Genomic DNA, 3165 nt, shown 5'->3' with positions numbered 1-3165 from the left:
GCATTGGTGTAGCCTTGGATACTGCTTGGATGAAGCTTGCGGACCAACGGTCAGCTGCAACGTCTGTGTAGCTAGTTCCTGTTACGTCTTTCAAGCTCAGCAATTTAGCAAGAATCTTAGCCAATTGCTCACGGGACATGTTAGCTTCAAGCTCGGAACCAGTACCTGTTCCATCTTTATCAAAAATACCAGCTGCGATAAGGGCGTCTAACTTTTGTTGTGTTGTCAATGGTGCGTCAGCTGCGAACGCTACGGAAGCGAACATGGAAGTAACCATTGCACCTGCTACTAGAACGGATAAACTTTTCTTCATAACCTTTTTTTCTCCTCCTCGATTTACCTTCAATGTTTTAGAGTTTGGTTCTAAATTCAAGCTCGATTCACTCATCGGCTATTTCACCCCCTTCCCAGAGTTGAGCGTTATTTACTATAAAAAGTCTGTAACTTGATGTCACAGAAACTAGTAAACAAAATTAGATAGAAAACTAGAGACACAGACACCACTATAACATTATACAATGGTGAATATCTAGCGTAAAGAGATATTTGTGAAAATTACCCAAGACTCTTCTCTATCTTCCGTGATGTCGTTCATTTCACTTAATTAAACGCAGGGGGCAGAAAAAAGTTGCGCGACATGCAAAAAAACTTTTTTCATTATGTATGCCGTGCGCATTAAGCTCTCACGATAGGTTGATCTATGTGCTATACAGTTTTGTTGTAGTTTGGGCTACGAGCTTAGTATACAACCATCTATCATGTTCGTCATTACTAAGTATTTTCCAGCAGGAAAGTCTGATGGAAGAAGGAGCTGCCGACCCTACAGCCGACAGCTCCCTACCATCATTTAGGTACTTTCTTCTGCTGCTGCAACACGCGCATGGCCACTACCGCTGCTTCTGCCCGTGTAAACGTGTTAAGTGGGTCAAAACGAACGCTAGCTTTCTTCTGACCTTGCTGCAGTACATTCTCTTTACCTTCGATTAAACCAGCTTTTGTAACAGCCTCTACGGCAGTTCTGGCGTAAATATCGATTTGCTCTCCGTCAGTGAAGGTCTTCTGCAGACCAGCAAGCACCTTGTCTAATGTAGAGTCAGAAGCCAGCTTCAATTCAGCAGCTCGGGCGATCATAACAGCTGCATCTTGACGCGTAACAGCGCTGTCCGGCAGGAATCTGCCTAAGGCTGCTCCTCGCACAATACCAGCCTTTGCAGCCGTCTCAATGTACTTGTAGTCATAAAGCCTGGTCAATATATTGACCCGCGGCACATCGGTGAACGTAGCAATCTCGCTGTATTGAAGCGGAATATCAAAGATTTTGACCAGCATGGTGGCAAATTCTCCACGAGAAATGGCATCATTCGGAACGAAAGCTGACGCCTCTTTATTCAACATTATTCCTTTGGAATAAAGGGTATCCAGTTCATTTCTTGCCCACGGATGTCCAGTCACATCGTCGAAGCTGTTGCCCATATACATAATCTGATAGTAACCGAAGTTATCAAACGGGACTGTAATCGTGTTGTTCCCCGTATTGACGACTCCGCCAAGATTTCTCCATCGCCATTGTGTCGTTCCTGTGTAGTCTTCATATATATCGAAATGATAGACGGAGATATACTTCCATGCATCATCCCGGATAATCGAATCATACTTCAGCGTCAATGTCCCTCTGTCGGTCGGAATGACTTGATCTTCCTTGCTTCGTGCATAGAAGGCTTCATTATCGTACGGTAACCGCCCGCTACCGCTTAAGGCTTTGTTCATGTCCGTCTCGTTCTTGCGAATGCTTCCTGCATCAATCCAGATTAAAGGTCCTGCAGGCCGGAACTTACCAGTAGGTTCACTCAAGACCTGCTGACCTGTTACTGTACTGATATAAGGGTTACGGTTCCCCGTCTGTTGTCCGTCAGAAGGTGTCGGATGCTTAACCTTATCAACCCGGCCATCTGTCTGGTTGGCAATTCCGAACAAAATTTTACGGTCAGCTGTTAGGAATTGATTAACGGCACTAGGTTCATTACGGCTGAAATTCGTCCCTTTCGGAAACACCAATTTCACCTTGCCATCAAATGCATCGATTGAGGATTTAAGAGCTGTTTTGTATTGAGCTCCCTCAATTGGTGTATCTACATTGTAAAGCACGATCGTTCCATTGGATTTTTGAGTGCCCCGGTTGACTGTGAATTTGATGTTGTTCTTGCCAGCCTTGAGGTTATCAATTTCGTAAAAGAATCGTTTCCGCTTCACGTTGTTCTCATCTGTAACTTCACGCTGCACAGCAAAGTCTTTACCGAAAACTACGCTATCTGCGCCCTCTGCCTCCATCTCGACTTCTACATAATTGCTATTAATATTGGCCTGGAGTTCGCCCTTCTCGTTCTTAATGAGAGCCRGGTACTTAATAACGAACGGCAGTGGCTCACGGCTAATCGTGATGCTACGAGTTACAGAGATGCCAGATGCGTTCGTAATCGAGAATTCGAAAATCGTTTCTCCCTTGGCGGCCAACGTTATGGGGTTGGTCTCAAACTGTCCGGCCGACGGGCTATTGAGTAGTCTGAAATAATTCGGGTTGGCGCTTGCTGGTTCGACTGCAGAGAAGTTGTTAAACCTCCGGTCGTATTTCACCACTGGAACTCCATTCTCGTCCTTGGTTCGAACCGTAAGCTTAATCTCGCTAGCATTAGCAAACTGTCCGGAAAATGCTACAGACGTTTCGTTCGTCGAGTAAGTTTCCGCTTGTTTGCCTAGAATATATTTCTTCACATCTCCCGGGTCGACCGGTTTAATGGAAAGGAACTCTGGAGCATCCGTACTAAATACGAATAACTCGTACTCACTGGATGTTACGATTTGTCCATTTCTCTTCACATTGAACTTAATCGTGTTTTTACCTTCACGGAAGTTGCCTACCTGAACATAAAACGTATTGTCTGCTGGGTTAGGGATCAATTGGTTTGTATTACTTTCATTAATAATGACATCTACTGTGTACGGATTGGGAGCTGCCAACGGCAGTGGAATATTGACCAATCGTCCAGAGATACAATTACCTGATGCGATGGAATCTCCCGGCTTAATACAAGTGATTTCCAAGTTTGGATTTTTCACAACTCGACCGTGATAAATATTATTCACGATCAAATAGGGTGTATTGGATAC

Annotated in this window: 1 protein-coding gene and 1 pseudogene; both read right to left on the bottom strand. The window is 44.5% G+C overall.

Annotated elements, in window-relative coordinates; genetic code table 11:
- A pseudogene (locus AC1DWB_RS32715) lies at positions 1-388 on the bottom strand (S-layer glycoprotein); the annotation flags it as partial.
- A 455-nt stretch (positions 389-843) separates the two neighbouring features.
- Positions 844-3165: S-layer homology domain-containing protein (locus AC1DWB_RS32710; RefSeq protein ID WP_477545275.1), on the bottom strand; the 2322-nt coding region annotated here is incomplete at its 5' end.

The organism is Paenibacillus sp. P4_E11, assembly GCF_056401635.1.
The sequence above is the reverse complement of the archived record's forward strand: the minus strand, read 5'-3'. Positions and strand labels throughout refer to the sequence as shown.